General features: G+C 59.1%; 29 protein-coding genes and 1 pseudogene. 13 read left to right on the top strand and 17 right to left on the bottom strand.

Going from position 1 to position 24,024, the window contains the following annotated elements; translation table 11 throughout:
• Positions 1-175: 175 nt before the first annotated feature.
• The 6 genes from AC0C6X_RS25720 to AC0C6X_RS25745 all read left to right on the top strand — a co-directional run bounded on the left by AC0C6X_RS25720 (position 176) and on the right by AC0C6X_RS25745 (position 4,066).
• On the top strand, positions 176-1,660 hold the full coding sequence (locus AC0C6X_RS25720; protein ID WP_246304531.1) for a PAS domain-containing sensor histidine kinase: 1,485 nt from the start codon (positions 176-178) through the stop codon (positions 1,658-1,660).
• Positions 1,656-2,267 carry a response regulator FixJ gene (fixJ, locus tag AC0C6X_RS25725; RefSeq protein ID WP_173520163.1) on the top strand — a complete coding sequence of 204 codons (612 nt, stop codon included), beginning with the start codon at positions 1,656-1,658 and terminating at the stop codon, positions 2,265-2,267. Before AC0C6X_RS25720 ends, fixJ begins: the two co-directional genes overlap by 5 nt.
• Positions 2,268-2,358: 91 nt before the next feature.
• A complete protein-coding gene (locus AC0C6X_RS25730) occupies positions 2,359-2,697 on the top strand; it encodes a response regulator (RefSeq protein WP_173519268.1) in 339 nt (112 codons plus the stop codon).
• Positions 2,698-2,765: 68 nt separating this feature from the next.
• Complete coding sequence (locus AC0C6X_RS25735; protein ID WP_247960816.1) at positions 2,766-3,404, top strand: helix-turn-helix domain-containing protein; 639 nt, start codon at positions 2,766-2,768, stop codon at positions 3,402-3,404.
• 96 nt (positions 3,405-3,500) lie between these two features.
• Positions 3,501-3,662: a hypothetical protein gene (locus tag AC0C6X_RS25740; RefSeq protein ID WP_173519270.1), complete on the top strand. Its 162-nt coding sequence runs from the start codon at positions 3,501-3,503 to the stop codon at positions 3,660-3,662.
• 134 nt (positions 3,663-3,796) lie between these two features.
• On the top strand, positions 3,797-4,066 hold the full coding sequence (locus AC0C6X_RS25745; RefSeq protein WP_472955925.1) for a hypothetical protein: 270 nt from the start codon (positions 3,797-3,799) through the stop codon (positions 4,064-4,066).
• Positions 4,067-4,307: 241 nt separating this feature from the next.
• On the opposite strand, the gene rpsU is transcribed toward AC0C6X_RS25745, so the two are convergent.
• Together rpsU and AC0C6X_RS25755 are read right to left on the bottom strand one after the other, a co-directional pair.
• A complete protein-coding gene (gene rpsU, locus AC0C6X_RS25750; protein ID WP_247960828.1) occupies positions 4,308-4,544 on the bottom strand; it encodes a 30S ribosomal protein S21 in 237 nt (78 codons plus the stop codon).
• 442 nt (positions 4,545-4,986) lie between these two features.
• Complete coding sequence (locus AC0C6X_RS25755) at positions 4,987-5,196, bottom strand: cold-shock protein (RefSeq protein ID WP_173519272.1); 210 nt, start codon at positions 5,194-5,196, stop codon at positions 4,987-4,989.
• A gap of 781 nt (positions 5,197-5,977) precedes the next feature.
• Here AC0C6X_RS25755 and AC0C6X_RS25760 point away from each other — a divergent pair.
• The 3 genes from AC0C6X_RS25760 to AC0C6X_RS25770 all read left to right on the top strand — a co-directional run bounded on the left by AC0C6X_RS25760 (position 5,978) and on the right by AC0C6X_RS25770 (position 8,123).
• Entirely contained in the window at positions 5,978-7,057 is a 1,080-nt protein-coding gene (locus AC0C6X_RS25760; RefSeq protein ID WP_472955928.1) for a fatty acid desaturase, read from the top strand.
• Positions 7,058-7,623: 566 nt separating this feature from the next.
• Positions 7,624-7,902, top strand: coding sequence for a hypothetical protein (locus AC0C6X_RS25765; protein ID WP_173519274.1), 279 nt, complete (start codon positions 7,624-7,626; stop codon positions 7,900-7,902).
• Positions 7,899-8,123, top strand: coding sequence for a hypothetical protein (locus AC0C6X_RS25770; RefSeq protein ID WP_173519275.1), 225 nt, complete (start codon positions 7,899-7,901; stop codon positions 8,121-8,123). Before AC0C6X_RS25765 ends, AC0C6X_RS25770 begins: the two co-directional genes overlap by 4 nt.
• A 411-nt stretch (positions 8,124-8,534) precedes the next feature.
• On the opposite strand, the gene AC0C6X_RS25775 is transcribed toward AC0C6X_RS25770, so the two are convergent.
• The 5 genes from AC0C6X_RS25775 to AC0C6X_RS25795 all read right to left on the bottom strand — a co-directional run bounded on the left by AC0C6X_RS25775 (position 8,535) and on the right by AC0C6X_RS25795 (position 11,280).
• Positions 8,535-9,305, bottom strand: coding sequence for a hypothetical protein (locus AC0C6X_RS25775; RefSeq protein ID WP_472955930.1), 771 nt, complete (start codon positions 9,303-9,305; stop codon positions 8,535-8,537).
• Between the two features lie 103 nt (positions 9,306-9,408).
• Positions 9,409-9,702, bottom strand: coding sequence for a hypothetical protein (locus AC0C6X_RS25780; protein WP_246304532.1), 294 nt, complete (start codon positions 9,700-9,702; stop codon positions 9,409-9,411).
• A 285-nt stretch (positions 9,703-9,987) separates the two neighbouring features.
• Positions 9,988-10,197, bottom strand: coding sequence for a cold-shock protein (locus AC0C6X_RS25785; protein ID WP_173519277.1), 210 nt, complete (start codon positions 10,195-10,197; stop codon positions 9,988-9,990).
• Between the two features lie 409 nt (positions 10,198-10,606).
• Complete coding sequence (locus AC0C6X_RS25790; protein WP_173519279.1) at positions 10,607-11,029, bottom strand: type II toxin-antitoxin system VapC family toxin; 423 nt, start codon at positions 11,027-11,029, stop codon at positions 10,607-10,609.
• A complete protein-coding gene (locus AC0C6X_RS25795) occupies positions 11,026-11,280 on the bottom strand; it encodes a type II toxin-antitoxin system Phd/YefM family antitoxin (protein WP_173519280.1) in 255 nt (84 codons plus the stop codon). Before AC0C6X_RS25795 ends, AC0C6X_RS25790 begins: the two co-directional genes overlap by 4 nt.
• 552 nt (positions 11,281-11,832) lie before the next feature.
• Here AC0C6X_RS25795 and AC0C6X_RS25800 point away from each other — a divergent pair.
• The gene (locus AC0C6X_RS25800) at positions 11,833-13,215 is read left to right on the top strand and encodes an adenylate/guanylate cyclase domain-containing protein (protein ID WP_247960813.1); all 1,383 of its coding nucleotides are present in this window, start codon (positions 11,833-11,835) and stop codon (positions 13,213-13,215) included.
• A 424-nt stretch (positions 13,216-13,639) separates the two neighbouring features.
• On the opposite strand, the pseudogene AC0C6X_RS25805 reads toward AC0C6X_RS25800, so the two are convergent.
• Positions 13,640-14,056 (bottom strand): annotated as a pseudogene (locus tag AC0C6X_RS25805) (plasmid maintenance toxin (PemK-like)); the annotation flags it as partial.
• Positions 14,043-14,321, bottom strand: coding sequence for a type II toxin-antitoxin system Phd/YefM family antitoxin (locus tag AC0C6X_RS25810; protein ID WP_173519282.1), 279 nt, complete (start codon positions 14,319-14,321; stop codon positions 14,043-14,045). The gene AC0C6X_RS25810 and the pseudogene AC0C6X_RS25805, both read right to left, overlap by 14 nt.
• Position 14,322: 1 nt before the next feature.
• On the opposite strand from AC0C6X_RS25810, the gene AC0C6X_RS25815 reads away from it, so the two are divergent.
• The 3 genes from AC0C6X_RS25815 to AC0C6X_RS25825 are packed head-to-tail and all read left to right on the top strand — an operon-like array spanning position 14,323 to position 15,171.
• The gene (locus AC0C6X_RS25815; protein ID WP_247960811.1) at positions 14,323-14,640 is read left to right on the top strand and encodes a hypothetical protein; all 318 of its coding nucleotides are present in this window, start codon (positions 14,323-14,325) and stop codon (positions 14,638-14,640) included.
• A complete protein-coding gene (locus AC0C6X_RS25820) occupies positions 14,601-14,693 on the top strand; it encodes a hypothetical protein (RefSeq protein ID WP_472955982.1) in 93 nt (30 codons plus the stop codon). The genes AC0C6X_RS25815 and AC0C6X_RS25820 overlap by 40 nt, the downstream gene beginning before the upstream one ends.
• A gap of 58 nt (positions 14,694-14,751) precedes the next feature.
• On the top strand, positions 14,752-15,171 hold the full coding sequence (locus AC0C6X_RS25825; RefSeq protein ID WP_472955931.1) for a type II toxin-antitoxin system MqsA family antitoxin: 420 nt from the start codon (positions 14,752-14,754) through the stop codon (positions 15,169-15,171).
• A 423-nt stretch (positions 15,172-15,594) separates the two neighbouring features.
• On the opposite strand, the gene AC0C6X_RS25830 is transcribed toward AC0C6X_RS25825, so the two are convergent.
• Genes AC0C6X_RS25830 through AC0C6X_RS25865 form a run of 8 tightly spaced genes read right to left on the bottom strand, consistent with a single transcriptional unit; the run spans position 15,595 to position 24,017 of the window.
• Positions 15,595-16,386 carry an ABC transporter ATP-binding protein gene (locus tag AC0C6X_RS25830; RefSeq protein ID WP_472955933.1) on the bottom strand — a complete coding sequence of 264 codons (792 nt, stop codon included), beginning with the start codon at positions 16,384-16,386 and terminating at the stop codon, positions 15,595-15,597.
• Entirely contained in the window at positions 16,379-17,332 is a 954-nt protein-coding gene (locus AC0C6X_RS25835) for an ABC transporter ATP-binding protein (protein WP_472955934.1), read from the bottom strand. Before AC0C6X_RS25835 ends, AC0C6X_RS25830 begins: the two co-directional genes overlap by 8 nt.
• The gene (locus AC0C6X_RS25840; protein ID WP_472955936.1) at positions 17,319-18,158 is read right to left on the bottom strand and encodes an ABC transporter permease; all 840 of its coding nucleotides are present in this window, start codon (positions 18,156-18,158) and stop codon (positions 17,319-17,321) included. The genes AC0C6X_RS25835 and AC0C6X_RS25840 overlap by 14 nt, the downstream gene beginning before the upstream one ends.
• Positions 18,158-19,177: an ABC transporter permease gene (locus AC0C6X_RS25845; protein ID WP_472955938.1), complete on the bottom strand. Its 1,020-nt coding sequence runs from the start codon at positions 19,175-19,177 to the stop codon at positions 18,158-18,160. The genes AC0C6X_RS25840 and AC0C6X_RS25845 overlap by 1 nt, the downstream gene beginning before the upstream one ends.
• A gap of 18 nt (positions 19,178-19,195) precedes the next feature.
• Positions 19,196-20,770 carry an ABC transporter substrate-binding protein gene (locus AC0C6X_RS25850; RefSeq protein ID WP_472955940.1) on the bottom strand — a complete coding sequence of 525 codons (1,575 nt, stop codon included), beginning with the start codon at positions 20,768-20,770 and terminating at the stop codon, positions 19,196-19,198.
• A 51-nt stretch (positions 20,771-20,821) separates the two neighbouring features.
• Entirely contained in the window at positions 20,822-21,949 is a 1,128-nt protein-coding gene (locus AC0C6X_RS25855; protein ID WP_472955942.1) for a DUF917 domain-containing protein, read from the bottom strand.
• Positions 21,946-23,499, bottom strand: coding sequence for a hydantoinase/oxoprolinase family protein (locus AC0C6X_RS25860; protein WP_472955943.1), 1,554 nt, complete (start codon positions 23,497-23,499; stop codon positions 21,946-21,948). The genes AC0C6X_RS25855 and AC0C6X_RS25860 overlap by 4 nt, the downstream gene beginning before the upstream one ends.
• Positions 23,496-24,017, bottom strand: coding sequence for an Lrp/AsnC family transcriptional regulator (locus AC0C6X_RS25865; protein WP_472955946.1), 522 nt, complete (start codon positions 24,015-24,017; stop codon positions 23,496-23,498). The genes AC0C6X_RS25860 and AC0C6X_RS25865 overlap by 4 nt, the downstream gene beginning before the upstream one ends.
• Between the last annotated feature and the right edge of the window lie 7 nt (positions 24,018-24,024).

The following is a 24,024-nucleotide window of genomic DNA, read 5'->3' on the forward strand; positions in this document are numbered from 1 at the left end:
GATCGCCCAATCGGATTTCGTCTTGCTCTCTCAAACAATCACGCCGCCCCCTTTCGGCCAAAAGAGGGGTGCGGCTTTCCATGTGACAACAGCGTTATCAGAATGATAAACGTCAATTCGGTTGCAATGGGGAAGCGCGGAAGAAGAGATGATGCTCACTGGTCGGAACGGCTTAATGCGCACCATTTCGGATTGCGTGCTCCGCCGAACTTCATCACCCGCCGAAGCTTACGGCTTTGCCGCGACCACTGTTCTGATTGCCTTTGTCCTTCGCTATTTCCTCATGGGTGTTCTGGACGATCGGGCAATCTACATTCTTTTCGTGCCCCCCGTCCTCCTTGCAGCCGCTATCGGGGGTATCGGTCCCGGAATGCTTGCTGTCATCGCTTCTATCGGTTCGGCAGTCTATCTGAGGTCACTTACTCCTGGCGGCGTCCAGATACCTGAATTGGTCGTGTTCACCGCCGTGGGGGTTGCAATTTCCTTCTTGGGAGAATTGCTCCGACGCGCTCAACATGACCTAACAACTGCTGACGAGGCCCTGAGTACAAGAGAGGCGCACCTCCGCTCGATCCTGGACACTGTTCTCGACGCTACCATCGTCAGCGAGCAGGACGGTACAATCGTGTCGTTCAACGCCGCGGCGGTCAGACAGTTTGGCTACGCCGAAGATGAGGTGATCGGCCAGAACCTGCGGATGCTGATGCCGCAACCCTATCGCAAGGAACACGACGGCTATCTCGAGCGGTACCTCTCTACGGGCGAGAAGCGCATTATCGGAACCGACCGTGTGGTCGTCGGTCAACGAAAGGACGGATCGACCTTTCCCATGAAACTTGCCGTTGGGGAGATGCGATCCGGGGGTCGAAGATTTTTCACGGGTTTTGTACGCGACCTGACCGAGCGCGAAGAATCGGCCGCTCGCCTGCAAGAGGTTCAGACCGAACTGGCTCGCCTTGCCCGCCTCAACGAAATGGGCGAAATGGCGTCGACGCTCGCCCACGAATTGAACCAGCCACTCTCCGCTATAGCCAATTATGTCCACGGCTGCGGACGGCTGCTTCAGCAAGCCGAAAGCCCGCGCGACATCCAGATACGCGATGCCCTTATGGAAGCCGGCAAGCAGAGCCTGCGTGCGGGACAGATCATCAAACACTTGCGGGAATTCGTCACCAAGGGCGAGACGGATAAGTCTCCCCACAACCTGCGGCAACTGGTGGAAGAGGCCGGCGCGCTTGCATTGGTCGGGTCGCGCGAGAAAGGGGTGCGTACGGTATTCGACTTCGAATCCGGCGCAGACCAGGTCCTGGTCGACCGAATCCAGATACAGCAAGTGCTGACAAACCTCATGCGCAACGCCGTAGAGGCGATGAAAAATTCGCCCAAGAAGGAACTTTTGGTCACCATTCGACGCTTGGCAACTACCGAGGTGATGATCGCTGTCGAAGACTCCGGCGTCGGCATACCTGAGGAAATTGCCGCCGACCTGTTTAAGCCGTTCACAACGACCAAGGCTGGCGGAATGGGTATTGGGTTGTCGATCTCCAAGCGCATCGTCGAGGCGCACGGCGGCGATCTAACCGTGTCCCCCGGGAGCTTGGGCGGCGCGCGTTTCAGCTTCACCCTGCCGCAATACAACGAGGAAGAAAATGCCGATTGACGACTTCACCGTGCACATTGTCGATGACGAGGAGGCGGTCAGGAAATCACTCGCGTTTATGCTGACGATGCACGGACTGGGGGTCCGCATGCACGAGTCCGCCACCGCGTTCCTTTCCGTTGCTCCAAATCTTAGGCAAGCCGTGCTTATCACCGACATGCGCATGCCCGATCTTAGCGGACTGGACCTCATTCGCCGACTGGCCGCCCTCAAGACAACGATCCCGTCGATCATGATAACTGGGCACGGGGATGTGCCGATGGCCGTGGAAGCGATGAAAGCAGGAGCCGTCGATTTCATTGAAAAGCCCTTTGACGACAACACCATTGTTGAAGCGATCCGACGCGCCTCTGAGCGGCTGAGCGATGCGGCGTCGCCAATCGAGAGTGCTGAAGACATTCGGGCGCGCATCAGCACCCTCAGCGACCGCGAGCGTCAGGTTCTGACCGCGGTCGTCGCCGGACAGCCGAACAAGGCGATTGCGTTTGCTCTCGACATTAGCCCGCGCACCGTTGAAGTTCACCGGGCTAACGTCATGGCGAAGATGCAGGCCCGCAGCCTCCCAGAACTTGTAAGGATGTCACTCGCAGCAGAAGCCGCAGACTAATCGCGGCATCGTCTTGATCTGGAACAAAGCCCGGCCTGCCCGTCTGTGCGAATTTTGAGGAATTATCGCGCCTCAAGCCCACGGAACCGCAGTGTCCAGTCCGCCCCCTGTCGTCACGATTGCGAAAGACGAAGCCTTGCTCCGCTCTTTAGCCTTCGCGATGGAGGCGCATGGATATCAGGTCGAGCAATTCGGGTCATGGACAGCAGCAAAAGAGCGAAGCTCCGTGGCCGAAATCCTGGTCCTTGACGGCTCTCTTCCGATGATGGACATCGAAGCATGTTTGGCGCTGGCGGCCGGCAAAAGAGTCATATTGCTTGCAGATGAAGACATCGACCAGGTGAGACCTCAAAACATTCTCGTCCTTCACAAACCTCTCTCCGGCTCTGATGTCATCGCGGCCCTGACTGCACTACGTAATAACACGTAGTGGAACGACCGAATTTCGCACGCGGCCATGCTTCGTCATGATTTGACCGTCAACAAAGGGTCGGTCCCATGCACGTTTCTACCGCTTCCATCGCCTCCTTCAGCTTGAACCCCGCCGGCCTTGATGGTCGTGCATTCGCTCGGCCTCGCGCGATCTCATTCTACGAGCCAGAAACCGAAATCTACGCCCAGGGCGAACTGGCGGGTGCGCTCTATCGGATCGAATATGGGGCTGTTCGGATCTTCCGCCTCCTCGCCGACGGCCGCAGGCAGGTGGTCGCGTTTTACGTTGCCGGAGAGACCTTCGGTTTCGAAGCGCGGACCATGCGCAGCTTTTTTGCTGAAAGCATCGTACCCACGGGTCTGACCACCATCGCCATCGAAGAAAAAGGCCGCGGTTCCTCCGAATTGATGGCGCTGGCGCTGGAGAGCATGGTGCGGGCGCAGGAACATCTTCTGGTCGTCGGAAAGCAAAGCGCGCTTGAAAAAGTGGCCGTTTTCCTCGTCGATCTTTACGAGCGTCAAGGCGAGGACGGCACAATCGACCTTTTAATGACCCGAACAGATATCGGCGACTATCTTGGCATGACGATCGAAACCGTCTCGCGGAGCTTCTCTAAGCTGCGCTGCATGGGGGTAATTCGACTCAGAAGCGCACGCGCGATCGAGGTATTGGACGTGACAAAGCTACGGCTGATGAGCGAATAGGCGGCCCACTGGACGCGCGGCCGCGATACACCCGCTTTTGCGGTGAGCTCCGCGCAGAACTGCTGCGGCTTGTCACATTCACGACACTGGGCATCCGTGCCATGGTCGGCTGGCACCACGCCCACGGTCTCCCAGGGCTTCACCGGTTCCAGCATCTTTTCGATCGCCGGCGCGCCGATCGCCAAGGATGCCGCCACGCTGGAAGCTGGCCTCGACTTCGCCATCGCACCGAGGGCAACGGAGCGTGCAGTCGGATAAAGGTTCGTCCTCGCAGTCCGGCAAGCGGCCGGTCCGGAGGTCGGGGTAGTGGAGGGCAATGTCGGCTCAGAAGCTGCGCAGGGAAGGCCAAGAGGGCGTCGGGCGCCGGTATAGCGCGTGATCGCGCTGGCTCTTTGCGGCGCTCCGCCGTCATTCTCCCACCGTTCGAGATTTGCGGCTTCAACCTGCCGCGGGGTGCGCAACCCATTCCGGCTCTGCAGTTCGGCAAGCAAGGTCTCTGCCGCGGTTACGCCGGCCTTAGACCGTCCGACAAGGAGGCCCGCGGCAAGACGAAGGTGATCCTGATCATCGATCTCAACGCGCTGATGAAACCCGGCGCGTTGCAATACGCCATCCAACATTGCCAGGTCGGAGGGAGCCAAGAAATTCCGGTGTACGGATGACATGAAGCCCCCTCCTGTTGACGGGGAAGTCGTGTTCGCGTTCGGTATCGGCGGCAATCACGGACGACGTGATCTACGGGCCCGCTTGCTTGCGGGCGCCTCTACAACGGCTTCGGAAGCGGCGCGCTCAAGGCGCTGCGCCTTGAGCTTCTCGGTCTTCTTTTCGCGGGCGATATGTGGCGTTGGGGTCTGGCGTCATGGCCTATCTCCTGACGCGGCCGGTGCTTGCCGCACCGAAAGCTCAGCGCGGTCGCGCCGCTTTCTTCGGCGCCGGCAGCAGGCCCTCGCGCTGGAGCTTCTTGCGCTGCAGCTTGCGTTGACGCCTCACCGCTTCTGCCTTTTCGCGCACACGCTCTTGCGAGGGTTTCTCGTAGCTGCTGCGCGCCTTGAATTCACGAAACAGGCCCTCGCGCTGCATCTTCTTCTTCAGAATCCGCAAAGCCTGGTCGATATTGTTGTCTCTGACAAGTACTTGCAAAAATGTTCTCCTGTCTTGGTCGCGGAAGACCAGGGCCTGCGTGCTCATCTGCCGCGCTTGGCGCTCAATGGCTTGAGCCACGGCCCGGTGGCGGTCGCTCTTGGGGGCGTCGTCAGTCGCGGTCTCGGCTTGTTCGATGTCGGTCGCCAGTACGCATCGTTCGAACGTCTCGCCCTCCACCTGTACGCGATAGCGGGCCTCGCCACGATCTGCCGGCAACAGGCCGACGATCTGGCCGACGCGGCTGCTCAAGACCGACTGCGTGGCACTCGCCCTCAGTGTGACCTTGTTGCCAATCTCTTAGGCCACAGAGCGCATGGCAATCTCCTGAAAACGAAGGGTCCTAGGACGCAAAAAGGTCGGGTTATTCCCCCGACCTCTTCCCGTCATTCATGTGCCTCCCTGCCAGTACATCCGTGGTCAGAGGAGGGCGAATGACAAACTATTCGGCCCTGAGATTGTCGGCCGAGCTCTTGCCCGATTTGCGATCGGCGACGACGTCGAACGTCACCTTCTGACCGTCGGTGAGCGAGCGCAGGCCGGCGCGTTCAATCGCCGAGATATGGACGAACACGTCGGTGCTGCCGTCATCCGGTTGAATGAACCCGAAGCCCTTGGTGCTGTTAAACCACTTTACTGCGCCTGAAGTCATGATGATTTCCTTTCAATCGCGGAGTTTGCCAGAAATATTTCTCTGACGATGATCGATATTTAAAAGGATATCTGGCCGCGCCAAAGCGCCATGTCAAAGTTCACAAGCAATATTCGATGAACCGATATATAGACGGTATTTTTTGAACTCAACGATAATATTAATTCCAACCTCATGAAGATCCTCTTCAACAGCCTGAAATGGCGGGTTTTTCGTCGATTTATTTTTCTTTTTATTGCAGCTTTCCGGTCTGGCCAGTTTAGTCTAATGTCGAGACGGGCATGCGAGCCGTCTTGGTCGCGCTCTGGCCACACAAAGGGCAGAACTTCCCACCCTTCAACACAACATGTTGCAGAGAGCACGTTCAAACTGCCGATTGACGCCTGGGTGAAGATGCCGATAGAACGATCTATCGAATTTGCTTGCTAGCTTTGGTTATTGCGCGATTGGCGTCGCGCTTTGAACGAACCTTCCTTTCAAAATCGCTATCGGGCCCCTGTTTCGCGCGGGGGTTCTCAGTATTGCTACGGAAGGGCTCGTCATGATCACCGGCACAGTTAAATGCATCCGATAAGGACTTGGCTCCGTCCAATCTGACAAGGGCGGCGCCGACGCGTCTACCCATAGTTCCGCAGGCGATCGCGCTGAGATCAGTGATCTCGTCGAAGGCCAAAAGATGGTTTCGAACTTGAGCGAGATGTCAGCCCAAAATCCCCACATTGCCTGATGCCGTAGCAATGGCCGAAGGTGAGCGTGTCAAACCATCAACTAGGAAGACGCTTTGAAGAAAACTAAACTCAGCCAGCTTTCCGACCGCCGCGCGGAAACAACCGCCGATCGCGAAAAAGCCTGGCTGAAGATCCTATCCGCCTATCGACAGCCGCATATTGGCCGCAGCACATTCGAACTGACGGTGACCCTTGTGCCTTTCATTCTGCTGTGGGCGGGGGCGTGGGCCTCCATGCACTTCGGTTACTGGCTCGGCATGGCCCTAATCGTCCCTGCGGCGGGATTTCTCCTGCGCTTGTTCATGCTGCAACATGACTGCGGCCATGGTTCCTTTTTCGGCCGACGCAGCCTGGATGACTGGACGGGCCGGATGATCGGCGTGCTGACGCTAACACCCTATGACTATTGGCGCCGCGCCCACGCCGAACACCACGCTTCGGCAGGCAACCTCGACGAGCGGGGTGTCGGTGACATTACGACACTCACCGTCGCCGAATACGGAGCTCTCACGCGCAGAGGGCGGCTCGTATACCGCCTTTACCGGCACCCCGTCGTCATGTTCGGCATCGGTCCCGCCTGGCTCTTTCTGTTCAAGCAGAGGCTGCCGTTCGGAATGATGCGCTCCGGCGCCCTGCCATGGGTCTCCACCATGGCAACGAATGTCGCCATTGCCGCACTCACCGGTGTTCTTGTCTGGGCAGTTGGCGCCGTGCCGTTTCTCCTGATCCATCTGCCGATTGTGCTTCTTGCTGGGGCTGCAGGTATTTGGTTGTTCTATGTCCAGCACCAGTTCGAAGACACTCACTGGTCGAGACCTCCCGAATGGACGTTCCAATACGCGGCCATGCATGGCGCCTCGCACTACGATCTGCCGCGGCCCTTGCGCTGGATCACCGGCAATATCGGCGCGCACCATGTCCACCACTTGTCAAGCCGCATTCCCTTCTACAGACTTCCTGAGGTTCTGCGTGATTATCCTGAACTGGGAGAATTGGGCCGCATCACCATCGGGGAGAGCCTGAGCTTGGTGAAACTCGTCCTTTGGGACGAGGCCTCACATCGACTGCTATCATTTCGAGAAGCCGAAGCGCATCAAACTGCAGCACGATCAGCTTTGCCTACGCCTGCGTGATAGCGCTGGTAACATTCTGCACAGCCAAGGAAAGGCAGCACGCGGGCGACCGTCGATGGGTTCAATGCTCGCCTCCAGTGGTCATTCCCCTCTCATCAACAGACAGATTGAAGGTAGACAATGAAAAGCTTGGACGAAAAACTTCTTATTATTCTGAGTGCCTTCCACAGTGTTCGATATGGGGTGTCGCCATCCGTCTCACGCGGGGCTGCTGAAAATCATTCCAAGAAACATGGACTGGCCGGAGACGATTACAGCCAGACCCTTGAAGCCGCCATAGGCGCTGGGCTCATCGGTCTTTCGTCTGACTCATCTCTTTCAATTAGGGCAGCAGGACGAACGAGGTTAGGCAAACGCTAGCCAGAGCGTGCAGTGTGGCGTGCCGGATAAAAGGCCGTGAAATGGCCACCACGGTAGATTCCGAAATGTCCCGCAGGGATCGCAAAGTGCGAACAGATCGCCAAGCTCGATGGCATTCTGTCGTGCGGGGACGCGCGCGTCGATGCCCAACCTTTCGGCCAAACGCTGTTCTGAGAAGATGTTGCGACGGTGAGACGCTTTGCTTCATGCCCGCCATCGTGAAGTTCTGTCCGCGGCTGAAATACGAGCCAAATCGAGCCAATCAACTTACCGGCTGTCCTGCCTCGTTGGGCCCAGCATGGACCCGTATCCTTTTGCGCAGCCGCTATTGGCGCAACTTTGAACCGGTCGATCCGGTCCCCGACATTGGTCTGCACGCTCATATTGAAATTGCTGCCAACAAATTTATAGAGGACAATGACGTCCTGGATCTGAGAGGCGACAGCCATTGGACTTTGAAAAAATTGGCCGAGCACGCCTCATGATGCGGCTGCCACGACACCGCAAACAACTTTCAGAACTCCGATTCCTGGCGTTGAGCACTCTGATCGAAGCCTACGGCATAGCTGTAGTCACTCGCGACGAGTTGAGTGAGCATGCAATGTCGGATGAACCGCTAAAAGCCGAATACGCCGACAAATGCCAGGCGATCGAAGACAAGGTCGTGGTGTTGCTTACAAATATCAGCCCTCGTTTCGTCAATTGACTCCAGCTGCGGCATTGGCTGAACTGGGGTAGGACGCCGGCCGTTTTCTACCCTTGCTGCTGCAATCAATCGGCGGTCTTGAACCGGACGGCTGCCGAGACGTTGCAAAAGCGCTCGCGCGTTTTGTTGCACAAGCCCATGACTCCCAATCGGAATGGTCTCAGATGAACGAGGGCCGCAATGTCATCGCGTTTGGTCTTCTGCCTGCTTATGGTCGCCCTATCGGTTATCCTTGTCTGGGTTTTCAGACCGCCTCAGGGCAACGCCGATGCCCGCCCCGCCATGCCGCATCTGACCGATCAAGGACGGGAGGCGAACCGCGCTTGTGCGGTCGGCTAAACCATGGCTCGCGGTCGAATGCCAACAATATCTGGGCGGCCCGATGGAAACATCGACGACTGCGAAGTGTGATCACTCCATACGGCAGCGCCCGTTCTGGAACTGATACGGCCGGTTGCATTCCCAGCCGTTACCGGAACGATCGAGATGTGCGTTTTCAGGAAGCTTGATTTCTGAGCATGCGGATCCCTTTGCTTCAAAGCCGCGGTCACATTTCCACTTCTGCCCGTAGGTAGTGTCCGCGAAGCTTGCGTTTTGGGGAACCTTTACGGCAACACAGGCCTGGTCCTTCACTTCAAAACCGCGGTCGCATAGCCATTCATTGCCGCTGGTTGTCAGATAGGCATGCTCAGGAACGTTCAATGCGACGCATTTGCCACCGACAACCTGGTAACCACGTTCACATTCCCACCCCTCGCTATAGCTTGAATCCGTCAGAAACGCATTATCCGGCACCTCGATAAGGTCGCATCCAGTGTCATTTCGGCGATACCCGCGCATGCATCGCCAACGGTCGCCAGAATACGGATCAAGATAGGCGTTGGCAGGCACCTCAACGGCAAGGCACTGGTCGCCCCTTTCGGCAAAGCCGTAGTGACATTCCCAGCCCTTGCCATAGGACTCGTTTGTCAGGAAGCCATGGTCGGGAGCCGTCACGGCAACACAGGAATCGGCTTCTTTTCTGAAGCCACGATTACACTCCCACCCTGAGCCATGGCGATTTGCTTCGGCATTCGCAGGCACCGGCAGCGTTCCTTGGCCATAAGCGCCGGAGACGAACAGCGTTCCAGATAGAAACACGCTCATTTGAAGAGCCAACGCAACATAGGATAGCTGGCGCATCAATTAATCTCTCCAATTGAGGTTTTAAGTTGTTACGGGAACGGGAAACCATTGCGGCTGCTCCTTCGCAGGAACGCCGCTTCCGTACCATGCACGATGTCGCTCACTTCGCGAGGTGTTGCAGCTCTACAGGCAACCCTTGAATTGCGTAGCGCCCCAAGCGAAAACCCGGTGGCTGCCTGTGCTTCCCGGCTCGCCCGAACCGGCATTCGAGCCGCGCTGCTAGACGCGAGCGCGACTGAACTCCCTCGAGCATCAGCCTAGTTACCAGCAACGAAGCAGTCTCAAAAAGCCCCGGATCTTGGACAAGAAGGTCGGCGCCGTAACCAGCATCGTCCAGGACCCATTGTATCTTTGCTCGTTCGGAAGGAGAAATGTGGCGTGCGGGGAAAGACATGGCGTTCCCTTGCTTGGGGCCAGGGTATCGAGCCCTCAAGCAGTAGCGCCCGTTTCATCTGCTACTGAAGGCTGGACACTGCACCTTTGCCGTTAGAATAGCAACCGTATTCGTTCGTACGGCGAAAGATCCGCCACAACTGCCCTGGCATTGGGGCACTCATGATTTATAGGCCAATCCGTATTCGATCTTTGCCAATAAAAAAGGCCGGGCGAACCCGACCTTTACATAGCGCCTCGATGGCCACTGCAAGTACATCCGTGGCGGTGGCCAGAAGCGAGCTCTTTAGGCGGCTACGAGGTTATCGGCTGCATTCTTGCCGGAACGTGCATCCCGAACGATGTCAAAGCTAACCTTTTGCCCTTCGACAAGCGAACCCAAGCCGGCCCGCTCAACTGCAGACGCGTGAACGAATACGTCCGATCCGCCGTTCTCGAGAGCGATGAAGCCGAAGCCCTTGATGCTATTGAAAAATTTTACAGTTCCAGTGTTCATGACAGTTCCTTTTCAAAATCATGATTGGGTCACCCGGCCAAAGAGATGACAGCCGAGGCAGATAGATCGATTTTGAAAGGAAAGGTCGGCTTGGACGCGAAAGGCGAGAAAACAAAGCTCAACAAGCAAAGATCGATGACGGTGTACCTATAGACACAATGTGTCCTTAACAAGTCCGTGACGACTGTTCATTCCAATGTCGCCGGTTGGCGCGGGCACTCGGGACTTCGTGGGCGACCTCGGTTCCTGCTTCGCGAGCATAATAGAGCTCAAGCTGTAGGTTGATTTTCAACGGGCATACATCAGCCTATAGACTGGTGCCATGCACCAATTGTCAATTTAAAGGCTGAACAAACCGAGTGCGGATTGAAATCAGGAGGACTAATTGGGCCCGCTGAAGAGACAATCATCAGCCTTGCCATGGATCGACCACAACGACACCAGTACCATCGAAATCCTTGACATTGCGTGTCACGACAATCATGTCGTGGACCAAAGCTGTCGCGGCAATCAACGCGTCTGCTTCGTTGCGTCGATCGGGAACATGCAGGTGCGCGCAACGTGTCGCAACCGTATCGTCAACCGTTAGGATACGACCTGCGAACTCTGGTCGGACTTGGCCGTCGAGCCAAGAACGCAGCCGAGCGCCCTGTGCCGCATCCCGGCGCTGCACGCCAAGCACTCCTCGTTCCAATTCAAGAATCGTGATGGCTGAGATAAAGAAGCGAGCCGCATCTTCTGCTCCTATCCACGCTACAACATTGGCATCAGCTTTGTCGTCACCGACTTTGCGTAGTTCCGAAATGACATTGGTATCGAGCAGGTACTTCAAGACAAATCCACTTCGCGGAGTCTGATGTCAACGCGATGCGGCTCGAAATCGATGGCCGAGAGACCTGGCATAGCGAGAGCCTCGACAAGACTGCGGTGCTTGCCGCTCAAGCGTTCGAATTCATCATAGGTCATAAGGACATGCGAAGGCTTGCCGCGGTCGGTGATGATAACTGGACCGCTTTTTGCCGCCTTCTTGGCACTGCTGACGTCATGATTCAGTTCTCTGCTGGAAAGGGTCGTGATGCTCACGGGGCACCTCCATGTAGGTAATTACCTACATATAGCATGAGAGAATGAAATAACAAGTCGAGCAACGCTTGGGCGCTCCTTGCCGAACGGAAGAGCCCCCGGCGCAGTCGGCATTCCAGCCGATACATTACGCGATCCTGGCGGCACAGAAAGAGAACGAACACTGTACCTACCCGTCATCCGGTGCTACGGCGTACCCGAGAGCCGTGGGACGCGCTAGTCAGACGAATATGCGGGGCTGGTCGCGTTGTTTGACCACGTTCTTATCGATCAGAGCTCGGTCGCCAGGAAAACATGACGGGACTTCAGAGGACTTCGGCTCTGGCGCTACGCCAATGCGCTTGAGGACTTTTCCGGTCTGGCAAAGGCGCGATTGGAAAGTCAGCGCACACTGTTTCTCTCAACCTCATTCGGCCGGGATGATCTCCTGGCGGCAGATGCGGCGGTACCTTCGTGAAGAGCACCGGTCGCGGGCGCCCGGCTCGCGCAAGATTCGATTGCCAGCACTATTGGTGTTAGAATCTTTTCCGACCGGCGGAGCCGTGTTCGGACATGACCAGAGTAACCGCCCTACCCGATCAGATGGATTTTGACGTGGCCGCCGACGAGACCTTGCTCGAGGCGGCTCTGAGGTCCGGCGTGCCGTTTGCACATGCATGCGGCGGCCGGGCGAAATGCTCGACCTGCCGCGTGTGGATCCTCTTTGGGCTGGAGGCCTGCCCAAATCGGAATGCCGCTGAGGCTTCGATGGCGGACCGGTTGAGGTTGACGAACGAGGTTCGGCTGGCTTGCCAGCTTAAACCGGAAGGCGACCTTCGCGTCCGGCGTCTGGTCTTGGACGAAACCGACATGATGATCACCAGCCAACTTGGCGCCTCTGCCGCGACACGGTCCGGCGAGGCCAAGCACGTTGCGGTGTTCTTCAGCGACATCGCCGATTTCACGGCACTGTCGGAAGCGCTTTCTCCATATGACGTGATGTATCTGCTCAATCGCTATTTCGCGCAGGTCGGCGACATCATCGAGCAGAACGGCGGTTTCATCGACAATTTAATCGGTGACGGGCTAATGGCCGTATTCGGAATGAACGACCAGCCTGATGCTCCGCTGCGCGCCGTCAATGCAGCACTCCAGACGCTTGGCACGGTCGATCGTCTTAAGCCTTTCTTCGCCTCGATGTACGGCATCGATTTCGATATTCGCATCGGCCTCAACTACGGCGAGGCCGTCATCGGAACATTGGGTTTTGCACGACACGGGCGTCTGACTGCCGTCGGTGACGTGGTCAATGTGGCAAGCCGGATCGAGGCTGCCAACAAGGAGGCTGGTACACGTCTCCTGGTATCCCAGTCGCTCCGCGACGAGATCGCCGACAAGTTGGAGGTCGCCGATTTCCTACGAGTACGCCTCCGCGGCACCGGGGAGCGTACGACGCTGTTCGAGGTCGTCGGACTGAAGCCTGAAATCAACGCGGAACTCAACGCCATACCTCGTCGCGAAACCATCCGGCAGGGTGGCAGAAGATGGGTTCGCGCTCTTGCTGAAGATGAACTTCAACCCCACGAACGACGGATTCTCGATTTCGAAGACTTCGACATCGTGGTCGTTCGCGGAGCGGAGGGTTATTGCGCCTTCAACAACGCCTGCCCGCATCTCCATCTGCCGCTGTACGAGCGCCGCAGTCCAGCCCAGACTGAGGGGCTGCAACTCCCACACACCGAAAGCACCATCACCAGCGATCTTGGCCTGGTCTGCCGATGGCATCAGAGCTGTTTTGATCTGCTCACTGGTGAAATCAGGCAGTGGGCGCAGTTGCAGGAGGACGGTACTGCGCCTGGCTATGAATACGCGGGTGATATTTCGAAAAACCGCGCCAGGTTAGCCATTTATCCTTGCCGACAACGGGACGGATTCGTCTGGATCGGCCTGGAGTGACTTGCGGGACCCTTAGCGGCCGTCCGTCCATGCCGATACATGCATGGCGACCTTACACGCACGCCCTGGACTATGTTGGCGATTATCCCGGCTTATGCGCCGCCTCGATCCACGGCAATTCGAGATAAACACGACACTTCATAACCCAATGCGGCCCGCTGAACTCCAGTTCCCGGTGATACATTATGCGATCATTTTGGCCCAGAGCGTAAACATACGCGCAACAAGCCTTTGTACAGGGTTGATCCGCCCTTCGGCTTGACCGTTGCTTCACGGGAGTTCGATGCATTTTCTACGGCATCAATATCCCGGCGCAAGATGCTGGCGAACCGCATGATGCAGGGATGGGTTCCCGTCTTTTCCGGAACGTCATGCGATGCGCCATTTTGCAGAGATCGCCGGAACAAATCGCGTTTAGGAGCGGGGTCGCCTGATGTCTCTGGCTGCGCGCCAGCCCGACAAAGCGACGCTTCACCTCTTCGAACAGGGCCGGAGGCAACGGGCCGTGGTAGCCGCTATCCGTGTCGAGCGGCCGGACGTCCGGCCCTGGCCAGGCAAAGCGGTTGCTTTCCGTCAAGACAATCCAGGAGCGTTCGTCATCCAGTCCCAAACGACGTTTTGTCGCCGGCGGGATCTCGACTGCCTCGGCTGGATCGGAGGGCGGCGTATGCGTGATCGGAAGGACGCGGACCACCGGCGTTCCATCTTCCAAGGTGGCAACGATGGCAAGAACGAGCGCCGGGCGATCCTTGTCACCCTCTTCTCGTCCCTCCAAATGCTGCCAGTGCCAAAGATAGGAATACCGGAAGACCCCGCCGACCTTTGGCTCAGTCGGCAGCATTCTTGTCCTTCGTCAATTCGGCATTGAGATGGTCAAGTCCAGGATCCATCGTGGATGTTTCGACTGCAGCGAGGTCGTCCGCATCCAACGCGCTCGTCAGTTCGACTCGGCGCTCGCGCCGCATCAAGCGAAGATAGTCCTCATAGGCGATCAAAACCGTGCGCGGTCGGCCGTTCTTGGTGATAATCAACGGCTCGCGCATGGCTGCGTCCTGGTAGGCTCCAAAGTTCTTGGAGACCGCAGCGGCGGTGACGGTGGATGTCATCATGCACCTCCATTTTTCCGTAAAATACGTACTTTACGGAAATTTACAAGACGCCAACGTCACCAAGAAATTAAATATGGTCCGGAAGAAAGCAACGGATGTCGTCCCGAAACGCACCACCATTAAGGTGGCATATAAAGGCATGGAAAAAGCACGGCCGACCTACGATCTCGAGGCGATCAAGGTAGCGCTCGGGTCGACCGAGACGCTCGCAATGACCTCTTCCGCGCTCCGGGACGCCATGGCATTGGCTTCGATCGCGCGGGCGTGGTGGAAACGATCGCCGGGATGGATCGGCGGATGTTTTATAAGTCGATGACGACCTTTGCCGATTTTATCACGTGCCAGCACGCGGCATGCTTCTTTACGTGAAGTTTCAGGCAGACGTTATCACCGAGTTCGTGGTCATGTCTTTCAAGGAGAAATGAGCATGGCAGTAGCAAAAAGAGATCTGCCCGAAACGATGGTGTCTCCGGAAACCGGCGAAACGCTGCGCCGGGGGGTACGACCCTTCCTCGTTACCTACAAGGGCACCAGCAAGACCGTCGAGCTTCCGGGGTATTACCCGGAAAATGGTGATGAGGGGATCCACGTCGACGATGATATGGCCGTTACCGACGCGGCGATTAGGGCGTTGAAAGAAGAAGTCGAAGGCATTCCCTCGCCCGCCACCATACGACGCGTGCGCAAGAAGCTGAAACTATCTCAGCGCGAGGCGGGCGACCTTCTCAAAGTTGGCGAGAATGCCTTCGACAAGTACGAGCGAGGCCTGGTCGAGCCGAGCGGCCCAACCAGCCAATTGCTGCGGCTCCTCGATCACCATCCCGAACTGATCGAGGAGCTCCGCTAAAGCTTGGCATAAACCCTGCTCAGCGGCGGACGCTACGCTCGTCGGGCGGAGGAATCTGCCCTGATTGGGGAACTTTTAGTTGCTTCGTTGATATACATACTGAGCGGGCGTCGCCATTCTTTCCGAAGAATGGAACTGCGCGCAGCGCCCAGCCAGGAACTCATTGAATAGATCAGATATCGGACTCGTGAAGGCGGCGGTGTACAGGGGCAAGGCTCCCACCTGCCTCGCCTACAAGTTGAACCTGATCTATGATGGCAATGGCGACCCCGTGGTCGATAGGAAATCGTCCTGCAGGTCGATGAGCGGTTTTCGCGGATCGAGATTGCTATCCTAGGGAGGGTCGAACGGTGTTGCCGAGCTTACAAATTGGTCCTCGTTGTCGATTGGATAGGCTCTCACAGTCAAAGAAATTAATGTGGATTAGGCAAGGGTATGCCGATGACCGCCATATCCCATCAGCTGGCGCGTGTAGTCCTCGGCCGGCTCTCTGGACATATGTTCGGTCGGTCCGGCTTCGACGATGCGCCCGCCGCGCATGACCACAAGGGTATCTGAAACATGCTGCACGACCTTGAGATTGTGGGTGACGAACAGCATCGACAGCCCGAACTCCTGTTTGAGATCGGTCAACAGATTGAGGATTTGTGCCTGGACGGAAATGTCGAGCGCTGACGTCGGCTCGTCCAGGATGAGGAGTTTCGGGCGCAGCATCAGTGCCCTGGCAATAGCGATGCGCTGGGCTTGCCCGCCGGAAAGCTGCCGCGCTCGCCGAGAGAGAAAAGCGCCAGGGAGCCCACACCGCTCGAGCGTGTCGGCGGAGCGCTCCTTTACCTCACTTGCCGAGACGCTTGTCTGCGCCGTCATCGGTTCGGCCAGGATTTCGGCAATCGTCAGGCGGGGGCTGAGCGATAGGAAGGGGTTCTGGGAGACGACGCCAATTGCGCGGCGGCACACTCGTAGCTCCTTTTCCGGCAGGGCGAGCCAGTCCTTGCCGTCCAGCCGGATCGTTCCGCTCTCAACTGGAATGAGGCGCAGGATAGCCCGCAGCAAACTACTCTTGCCCGAACCGGATTCGCCGACGAGGCCGAGCGTTGTCCCGCTCGCAAGATCGAGGCTGACCGAGCCAACGGCCGGTGGTTGAGGGCTTGAGAATGGGCTGGTGCGCCGATAGCGCACCACGAGATCACGTATCCGCAGCAAAGGCTCATCCATGGTGGGGCTCCAGGTGGCATGTCCAGCTATGGCCGATGCAGCCATGACGCGGCGGCTTCGCCTCGTGACAGACCGCAAGCACCTTGGAACAGCGGGGCGCAAAGGCGCAGCCTGCTATGGCGGCGAACGGCGGCGGGATATGGCCTTCGATAGAAGCGAGCTTTTCGCCCTTTGCGACGGCGTCCGGCAACGCGGCGAGCAGGGCCTGCGTATAGGGATGGCGCGGCTTGGCCAGCAGCTCGCGCGTCGGCCCGGTCTCCACGGTATAGCCGGCGTAGAGCACGGTGGCGCTGTCGCAGCATTCCGTGATCACGTCCATGTCGTGCGTGATCAATAGCACTGTCAGCGCACGCTCGCGAACAAGCCGCTGCAGCAGTGCCAGCACCTGCGCGCCGACCGTCACGTCGAGCGCGGTGGTCGGCTCGTCGGCGATGATGAAGTCCGCGCCGGTGGCCAGGGCCTGCGCGATGACGACACGCTGCTGCATGCCGCCCGAAAGCTGGTGCGGATAGCTGTTCAGCACTCGTCGCGGATCGGGCAGACCGGTCGCGGCCAACAGTTCCTCCGCCTGCGCGCGACGCTGAAAGCGCGGCAGGCGGCTGTGGCTGCGCAGCACATCATCCATTTGCCGGCGGATTCTCAACACCGGATTGAGCGCGGCGGCGGGATCCTGAGAGATCATAGCAATACGCCGACCGCGCAGGCTTTTTGCCACGTCCAAAAGGTTCAGCCCATCGAAGCGGAAGGCCTGCGCGGCGACGCGGGCGCTTTGCGGCAACAGACCGAGGAGCGCCATGCCGGAAATGGTTTTGCCGCAGCCGGACTCGCCGATCAGTCCGTGGATCGTACCCCGCTCGATCGAGAGATCGACATGCCGGACCGCATGGATGGGCTGGTGGACGCTGCCGAAACTGACCGACAGCCCATTGATTTCAACGAGCGACATCGCCCTGCCCTCCGTCACCACCGCGCAGCGCGTCTCCCAAGACTGAAAAAGCAAGCGCGAGCACGAAAATCGCCACGCCTGGGGCTGCCGCATACCACCAGCGAAGCGGGAAGAATGCGCGGCCGGCATTGACCATCTGCCCCCAGTCGGCTGTCGGCGGCAGGATGCCAAGACCGAGAAATGACAGGGCCGATGCCGTCAGCAGCGCCGGGCCGAAGTCAAGCGCAGCCTGAACCGCAAGCGGGCCGCTCGCGCTCGGTAGAATGTGGCGCAGCATAATCCGTAGATGCGAAACGCCCATCACTCTCGCCGCCTCGACATAGGGCTGGCCGCGCAGCACCAGAACCTCGGCGCGCGCGAGCCGCGCATACCATGGCCACCATGTGATGGCGACCGCGATGGTCGAGTTGACCATGCCCGCCCCCATCGCCGCTGCCATCAGAACGGCAAGCAGCAGCGCGGGAAAAGCCAAAAAGATGTCGGTCACGCGCATCAGCGCATCATCTGCCCAGCCACCGAAATAGCCGGCCAGCAGGCCAACCGGCAGTCCGATCGCAAGAGAGAGTGCGACAATCAGGAAGCCGGTCGTCATTGAAACCCGCGCGCCATAGATGACCCGGCTTACCATATCGCGCCCGAGATGGTCGGCGCCCAACCAATACTCGACCGATGGTGGCGCAAACTTGGCCGCGATGTTCGGCGCGCCCATCCCTTGTTCCGGAAAGGGAGCGACGGCTGGCGCAAACACCGCCAAGAGGAGAAAGAAGACGATGATGGCGAGGCTGACAGATCCTGCCCAACCGAGACGATTGCGTAAATTGCGCATCACAGAGCCACCCTCGGGTCAAAGACCGCCTGTGCAAGGTCGATCAGCAGATTCATCACGACATAACAGATCGTCACCACCAAAGTTGCCGCCGCTATCACCGAAAAATCCTTAGACAGGATGGCTTCGGAGACGTAGCGGCCAAGGCCAGGCCAGGCGAAAATGATCTCGACGAGAACGGCCCCCGTCAGAGCATAGGCAAAGCTCAGCCCGACAACCGTCAGTGCCGGCGCCACTGCGTTTGGCAGCGCGTGACCGAAGAGAATGCGCGGCTCGGACAGCCCGAGCGCCCGAGCGGCAACGATGTGCCTCCGTTGCAGAATCTCGGTCATCGCCGATCGGGTGAGCCGCATGGCGATGCCTGCCGGATAGCTGGCGACTGTCAGTGCCGGAAGTACGAGATGCAGCAACGCATCGATGAAAGCAGCGGGACTTCCCGCCAGAAGGGAGTCCACCAGGTTGAAACCGGTGATTGAAGGCAGCGGCGTAAGCACCGTGAACTCCTTGGACAATCGCCCCGAAAGCGGCAAAACGCCCAGCCACTGCGCAAAAATGGCCTGCAACAGCATCGCGAAAAAGAAGGTGGGCATTGCCACGGCTGCAATCGAGCCGATCCCTCCCAATCGATCGAAGAAGCCGCCCCGCCCCGCGGCAGCCAGCACGCCGGCCGGTATGCCGATGAGAAAAGCAAGGACGGTGGAAAACAGCGCGAGTTCGAGTGTGGCCGGCAGGAAAACCGAGAGATCTTCCGCAATCAGCCGGCGGGTCTTGTAGGAGACGCCAAATTCTCCCGTAGCCATATTGGCCGCGAAGGCGATGAACCGCTCGTGGAGCGGTGCATCCAGGGCAAGTGTCTTGCGCGCCACCTCGATCTGCGCCGCCGTCGGCCGGGGACCGGCATACAGGGCGGCTGGGTCTGACGGCACGACCTGCGCGACGACGAAGACCAGAAACGTGACCCCGAGCACGACGAAGACAGAAAGAACCGCCCGTCGTAACAAGTAGCGTATCAAGTGCATGCCGCCCTCCTTTTCGCTTCAGCGGCTCATTTCGTGGACGAATGTCACATGGCCATAGGCCGGATTGTCGATGTAGTTCTTCACGTCGGAGCGAATGATGTGGACATTGGGCTTGTCGACGATGAAGACCGCCGCCGCCTCATCGATCAGGATGCGCTGCGCCTGCTTGAAGGAGGCCTCGGCGCCGGCCCGATCGGTCGCCGACAGCGTGTTCGCATTATCGATCAGCGTGTCGAATGCGGGGTTCGCATAGTAGCCGAGATTGTAGTTCGGTGCCTTTTCCGAATGGAAAAGGTTGAACAGGTAGTCGTAAGGCGTCACGTATGTCGGCCACCAGTACAGCAGGAAGATATCCTGCGCCGCAGCAGGGTCGGCCTTCGCTAGTTGCCACTGGGCTTCCCAGGCCATGGGCTGCAAGGTGAGGACAATGCCCAATTGTTCGAGGTTTGCTTTCCACAATTCGCCGGCCACCGCCTCCAGCGCATCGCCGGTCGCATAGGTGAGCGACAGTTCCAGCCCCTCGGCGACACCGGCTTCAGCGAGCAACGCCCGCGCCTTCTCGATATCGGTCGCGGGGACCGGCGCGTCAGGGTCGTGGCCCCAGATACCGGGCGGAATGGCGCCCTTGGCACGGGTGCCGAGCCCCGCGGTTCCGGCGGCGATGACGTCGTCATAGGGGAAGGCGATGGCCAGTGCCTGCCGAACCTTCGGATTGTCGAGGGGCGCCCGCCGGGTGTTGAACATGCCGACGAGGGTTTCGAATGACGGATTGACGACGACTTTCAAGTCGTCCCGCGCCTTCAGGCTTTCAAGATTGTCGTAGGAAATGCCGTAGGTCCAATCCACTTCGCCGTTTTCGATCTTACTCTGGGCGAGCACGGTGTCTTCGGTAATCTCGAAAACGACCTTGTCGAAGGCGCCTTCCGGCCATCCGCCCCAATAGCCATCATGGCGCGTCAGGATTGCACGCTGTCCTGGCTCGTAGCGTTCGATCTTGTACGGACCGGTACCGGCACTGTTGCCGGCGTTGAACCAGGCGTTGTCCTTGTCCATGGCGGCTGGACTATAAATCCAGGCGGCAAATCCGGCGGCGGCTGCGACATCCATCGGCTGTGCCCTGGAAAGGCGCATCACTACGGTCGCCGCATCCGGCGTCTCGATCTTTTCGACCGGGGCCCAGATAAAGGAAGCGCCACCGCCGATTTTCTTGATCCGCTCGATCGATGCCTTGACCACTTCCGCTGTTAGTTCGGCGCCGTCGTGGAACGTCACGCCTTTGCGCAATTTAAAGGTCCAGGTGAGGCCGTCTGCGGACGACTCCCAGCTTTCCGCCAGAAGCGGCTCGACCTTGGCATCGGCACCATCACGACCGGGAATGTAGCGCGTCAAGGTCTCGTAGGCATTGGCCAGCACCGCGCCGTCGTTCGAGAATGATGTGGCCGGGTCGAGATCCGGAAAGCCGGCTGGATAGGCCAGTGTGAAGACGCGCTGGCCATCCTCGGCAAGGGCCTCGCTCCACCGTAGCGGTGCCGCGACACAACCGAATGCCAGGGCAGTCAAGCCGGCAGTTTTAAGCAAATCTCGACGCTTCATCACAGTTCTCCCCTTGAAGCCAGCGTTCATCGCGGCCCTCTTTTCGTGGTATCAAGCTTTATTTTCGAGGGCATACGCTTCGACCGGGCGGGCGATCGTCGGCTGCCCACGTGGCACAAAATCGAAGTCGTACCCGAAGGCGCGCGGTCCGACGGAAGCGAGCGCCAGCTCGGTTCGCAACAGCGGAGGCGACGGAATGGCGATGACACTGACGCGCAGGCCGTAACGCTGTTCCTCGGTGGAAACCGGCCGGCCGGTTTCGCTGTCCATGATGCAGATCAGGTCCGGCACCATCGAGAGGATCCGACCCTCTTGGCGAGCGACCAGGTACTCGTTCTGGATATCGACCTCCAGCGATCGGCCGGAAAATGCGCCGAGACCGGCAACCGTCAATCGCCCACGCACAAAGCCGCCTTCGATCTTGCGGCCGATATCGACTACCTTGCCCTGGAGAAGCAGGGTTCCGCCTTCCTGTTCAAGCACGGCTGCGACTGGATCCGTCTTTTTGGCCCGCGCGTTCAAGACCGTGTCGCCAAGCCGCCAGGATTGGCTGACCGTGTGCGGCACACCAAATCGGCGCACGAAATCGCCGCTCATAGGCGCCGTGCCCATATGCGCCGTGCAGCCCATCGCCACCGTGCCCGCGCGCATCAGCCTTTCCAGCATTTCCGGACTCGTTGCCTGGGAGACGATAACCACGTTGCCGGACGCATCGGCCAGCGCTGTCGGCGCGGTGGACTGACCGTTGATGAAGAAAGTGGTCATCTGCACTTCGGGAAAGGCGCGCCCCATCCCGTCGGCATCCACCACGGGCAGACCGAGTTTCGCCGCGGTGATCATCGGCGCGATACCGTTCCCGCCACCGATCTCATCCGCCATGACGGCGTCAATCCGACGGCCGATCAGCTTTTCCATCGCATGCAGAAGCCGCACGCCCTCATCGCCCTCTTCGATTTTCTCGATACCGACCGTCGGCGCGCCAATGCCGCCGAGTGCGAGAACCATCGAGTCCGGAGCCAGATCAGCGGGACGCACCATCTTGATTTCCCGCCCCTGGCGCAATTGCGCCTTGGCCATAAGCGATGCCAGATAGGGGTTGCCACCGCCGCCCGTTCCCAAAATGCCGACACCGAGCGCAATCCGATCGATATCGGTTTCTTTCAAGTTCCAAAATGTCACGAGCTTAGATCCCCTACCACTTTGGCCGCGATCCGCATGGCATTGCCCGGCAGATAGGAAAGCGGTGTTTCATCGATTTCCGCCAGTACGACGGTGTCTTCCGCCGCCCCCGCTTCGACCGCCCGCCGGCGTGCCTCGGCGATCACACTTTCCAGGGCCGACTGCCGCGACCGGCCTTCGAGCGAAACGATGTTGTCCACCTCACCGGAAACCTGTGCAATCGCCGCGCCGATGGCGTTGGCCGAACCGAAATGGTCCGGCCGCAAGGAAACGCTTGTTCCCTCCAGAAGCCCGTCGATCAGCACGGATCCGCCACCGACGAGGATCGCAGGAACGGCGTCCGGTCCAGGCTTCATCTGGTCGACCACCGTCTCAACATCCCGCTTCATCTTCGTGAGCGCAGCTGTGACAACCGCGCCGTCGAGATGTTTCAGCCGCGCCTTGTTGCCGAGATCGACAAGACCCGCGGCAACGGCAATGTCCGTCGCCGTCAGTTCGTCGCCGCCGAAGCAGAGCGCCTTCTCCGGCAGACGGAAGCCGACGGAGTCCGGGCCGATCCGCAATTCATCGGCATCACGAACGCGGCTGCCGCCGCCAAGCCCGAAGGAAAAAACGTCTGGCACACGGAAATTGGTCCGCACTCCGGCAACGGTCGCGCCCTCGCCGCGACTGCGTGGAAAGCCGCCGACCAGCATACCGATATCCGTCGTCGTGCCGCCGATGTCGATGACAACGGCATCCTGCAATCCGGTGAGGAAAGCCGCGCCGCGCATGGAATTGGTCGGCCCGGACGCCATCGTGAAGACCGGAAATCGCTCGGCATATTCCGCCGACATCAAGGTGCCGTCGTTCTGGGTCAGATAGAGCGGGCAGGAAAGTCCCAACTCGCCGAAGGCATGGCGGAAGGCCGCAATGGTTTCGTGTCCGAGCCGGTGGAGGCTCGCATTGAGGATCGTGGCACTCTCGCGCTGCAAAAGTCCGGTTTTACCTATACGATGCGACAGACTGACCGACGCGTCCGGCAGCTCCTCGGAGACGATTTCCGCCGCGGCGATCTCCATGCGCGGATCGACCAATGCAAACACCGAACAGATGGCAACGACGCCGATGCCTCGGTCGCGCCAGTCGCGGCAGGCCAACCGGATCGCGTCCGCGTCGAGGGAGACGATGGCGGAGCCATCATAGTTGACACCTCCGCCGACAAGCGCCGCCCCACCATCGACGACAGACCGCAGATCCTCGGGCCAGTCGATCATCGGCGGCAAAGCGCGGGTAGCAGGCCCGCACAGCCTGAGAATACCGGTGCGCTGCAGGTGGCGACACTCGACCAACGCATTGAGAAAATGCGTCGTGCCGATCATCACCGCTCCGACGCGCTCGCTCGCAACGCCGGCCGCCAAAAGCACCGCTCGGATCGCCGCCGAAACGCCGTCGGTGACGTTCGCGGTCGTTGCCGTCTTGATCGTCGACAGAACCTCCTCGCCCCGCAGCAAAGCCGCGTCGGTATTCGTTCCGCCGACATCGACGCCGATGCGCAGTTGTTTCGTCATGTCGTTCTCCTCGCGCGCCGCGCCGTGCCGCTTGCCGATGCGGACTGCTGGCTCAACGCAGTCGTGCGCGTGCCATAGATTTTGTACATTCGCAGGATCATGTGGGTGACGACCTTGCGCACTCCGGGAATTTTGCCGATGACGTTCTCGGTGAATTCGAAGAGTTCGGCATTGGTGTTGAAAAAGATGGCAGCCGTCAGCGTATATCGGCCAGTAACTGCCGCCAGATAGCCGACCTCATCATATTCGCCGAGCTGGGCTGCGACCTCGTCAACCTTGCCCGGCTCGACATCGATCCAAAGGTCCGCCTGAACATCCCGGCTGCTGGCCGTCGGATCGGGAATGGCGCCGATGACGATGTGCCGATTCTGCAGCAGCCCCGCGATCCGGTTGCGGATCGTCCGCTCCGAAACATTGCCGATTCGGCCAGCGATTTCCGACGCGGAAAGCCGCCCGTCCTCCGTCAGCATCGAAATGACCGTGCGGTCGAGGTCGTCCAGTTCTTCACGGTTCGCCACCAGATCC

The organism is Ensifer sp. VA4 (assembly GCF_055710065.1).